We start from the raw sequence: 2,971 nt of genomic DNA on the forward strand, positions 1-2,971 counted from the left end.
TATGCCGGAAGCGGCAACAAATCGTCTCGGGCGCTCGACCTCGCTTACATCAATTTTACGAACCGCCCGACGCTGCGGGCTTTCGAGCAAGCACATGGGATTGCTGTTCGAGCAGGTAATGCTGATGTCGCAGCTGCACTCCAAGCGGAAGCTACGCAGCGGTGGAGCGCCGATTCCGGGTTCATTAGGAGGTGTTCGGAGACAATAGAAAATGGAGAAACCGCATCATGATTGACCGCCGAGAGTTCATTGTGGGGAGCGCAGTCATCAGTGTTGCGCCAGCGCTTGCGTCGTTTCGAGCGCAATTTCCTCCTGTGGAAACAGCAACGAGGCCCTTGGTCTTCATGATTGAAGGATGGAGCGTTCAAGACGATAGCGGCGCCGCCGAGCAGGTTTGGATGAGAGTGGGTCACTCGTGGCGTACAGCGTGGCGATGATTGCACGGCATGGGCCCAGTTCTGCTTATGGACCCTTCTCGGACCTCGCAGAAGGTCCGTCTTGAGTCCGCAAAGTGAGCCAATGCAGACACTGTCCGCGATTTTATGAGTTACAGCCCCAGGCTAGTCCGCGGACGCTTGCGCCGCTCTCTGCGTTCCCCGCATGAGGCTGGAGTGGGATGCTAAGCGGCGTCACGGATGCGCTGACGCTCGCGCCATCGCTGTCGTGCGGCCCGTCGTTGTGTGCTCACGTCGGGATGCAGCGGGCGTCGCTCGGCCGGATCACGGCGCGGTTTTTCCCAGTCCGCCAAGCGCGGCTTCTTCCAGCGCTCCACCTTGCCGTTTTCTTTAACGATCGTCTTCCGGAGCTTCACGCCCGACTCAACGATCGCGACCAGCGCGGCGTTTGCGCTCTTCGCTTCCCACCAAATGACGCCCGCTCTCAATAACCTCTCGCGCGTCTCGCGCTGCCCTCTAGAGCATCTTCCTGCCGGACTCTTCAACTCGATGCCGACAACGATGCACCCTGACCGCTTCGTCCAATGCAAGATCAAATAATCCACCATGCCAGCCACGACGCCGCGCTTCTGACGCACAAATCCGGACAACGCGCTGCTAGCGACATTGTCGATCGCCGTTGCAAATGTGGTGTCGCGGTCGATCCATCGATCAAGCAAAACAGCCAACCGCACTTGCTCCCGCCACTCAGCGCGCCGCATGCGGCAAGCTCAGCTCTTTGCGCGCCGGTCGGTGCCGTCGGCGTCCTCTGCGAACAAGCCTGTGGACTTGGTTTCACCCTTAAGAAGCTCGGCGCATTCCAACAGCATGCCCGCGCTCCTCACGCGTTGCGTTGGGGATGCAAATGCGTCGTCTGTGACGACGAAGGACAGAAACTCGATGCAGAGGGGCGAGGCCCGCCGCGCAAGCCGTCTCGCCTCCTGCGCGGCTTCGCCATCGCCGTCCGCCGACAATCTGAGCGCTTCGGCGACCTCCGAAATTTGCGATCGGTTTACCTTTGCGGCCATATTCTCCTCCTCAGTCAATCGGTGGAACGATAGACCGCGCGAGCAACGCGACGCAGTGCTTCGCACTTGCGTCGCTTATTGCTCTGCGCGCCCCATCGTCACTCGTCCTGGGGCTTGCATCGGTCTCGCTGCCTTCGGCGAGCGCAGGTCTCGGCGTTCACATCGCTGTTGCGGAACTGTCGATACGCCGTGGGGCCGGTTTCCGGCCGGCTTTCCGCTTTCCCTTCATAGGGAAGGGAAAGCCGGAAAGTTGCGCCGGAAACCCAAACGGAAAGTCGTGGAAAGCTACCGGAAAGCATATGGAAAGCCCTGGAAAGTCGCGTCATTTCGGGATTAGCCATACGAACCCTGGACCGAAGCCGATAATCCGCTTTCTTTTCAAGGCCCTCAGGGCGTTGTTCTCGACACCATAGCTAGCATCCCGGAGCTTTCCATCCTTGGAAAGCTGGCCTTGATGGAACCAGCCTCTTTTTATGAGTTGCTGTCTAAGCAATTCCCTTGTCACTCCGGTTACAGTTGGCATGCCGGCTTCGGGCACGATGGCACGCCCTTGGTCGGCGATGATCTCCATGACGTGGTCGCGGAAGTCGGCATGAGCGTCGGTCAGCTTGGTTTTACTGGTCGGCTTTTTGACTTCGCCGGCCGGCTCGACGATGCAGGTCGTTACCATGCGGTCGCGTCTACTGCGGCCGAGTTCGACGGGCTTAAGCGTGTAGCCGAAACGCGCGCCGCTCGTGAGATCGCGTTCTTTGGTGATGGTGGCGATGTAGGGTAGGTCGGCGTCGTTCTTGGCGATTTCGATTTCGACGTCGACCGCGGCGCGGATACCGGACCAGCCGCGGATGCCTTTGGCAGCGTCTTTGCCACAATGGGCGACGAATAGAACTGCTGTTCCGGTCGCGTGCCGGACGAGATCGGCGTGCTTGAGCAACAGCCCCATATCTTCGGCATCTTCCGCGCCGCCATTGAGCGCGCGCGACATGGTGTCGATGACGACCATTCGCACGGGAATGTTCTGCTGAGTGTATTTCTGCATCGCTGCACGGATCGTGTTTGTTAGTTTGATGGCGTCGGCATTTGACGTGCGCATATCGAGCGAGCAGGTGGCGAGCGCGAAAGGAATATCGGCTGGCAGGTCGATGGCCTCGCGCGCGGCCCGGACGCGGTTTTTGGTGAGTTTTCCGCCTTCCAGTGCGACGTAGATGACGACTCCTTGGTCGATGGCCCGGTCATACCAGCGGCGCCCGCCGGCGATATGGAGCCCGAGATTGATCACCCAGAAGCTTTTGCCGACGGCGCTATCGCCATAAACGACGGCAAGGCAGCCATCGGTGAGAACGCCTTCGACAAAATCACCGGCTTCAAGCTCATAGCTAAGGCCCTCTGACCATTCGATCGGTAAACAATCGGTGGGCGAGGGCTTTTTGAATTTCGCTTCCGCCGTTCTGAAATCGCGCGGGATGTCGTTGTAGCGCGCCTGCCATTCGGTCGGTCGCTCAGTTCGGGCCG

General features: G+C 59.6%; 4 protein-coding genes. 1 reads left to right on the top strand and 3 read right to left on the bottom strand.

The annotated features are described in order from the left end of the window. Positions 1 to 231 (top strand): hypothetical protein (locus JOY90_RS22535; protein WP_291693319.1); only part of this gene is annotated, 231 nt, incomplete at its 5' end. 388 nt (positions 232 to 619) lie between these two features. Here the strand turns inward: JOY90_RS22535 and JOY90_RS22540 are convergent. The 3 genes from JOY90_RS22540 to JOY90_RS22550 form a co-directional block, all read right to left on the bottom strand. Next, positions 620 to 1,123 (bottom strand): hypothetical protein, encoded by a 504-nt coding sequence (locus JOY90_RS22540; RefSeq protein ID WP_291693320.1) that lies wholly within the window; start codon positions 1,121 to 1,123, stop codon positions 620 to 622. A gap of 42 nt (positions 1,124 to 1,165) precedes the next feature. Beyond that, positions 1,166 to 1,480 (bottom strand): hypothetical protein, encoded by a 315-nt coding sequence (locus tag JOY90_RS22545; RefSeq protein ID WP_291693321.1) that lies wholly within the window; start codon positions 1,478 to 1,480, stop codon positions 1,166 to 1,168. Between the two features lie 304 nt (positions 1,481 to 1,784). Further along, on the bottom strand, positions 1,785 to 2,971 hold a 1,187-nt coding region (locus JOY90_RS22550), incomplete at its 5' end, for an AAA family ATPase (protein ID WP_291693322.1).

Origin of the sequence: Bradyrhizobium sp. (assembly GCF_019242285.1) — a bacterium.
Taxonomy (GTDB): Bacteria; Pseudomonadota; Alphaproteobacteria; order Rhizobiales; family Xanthobacteraceae; genus Bradyrhizobium.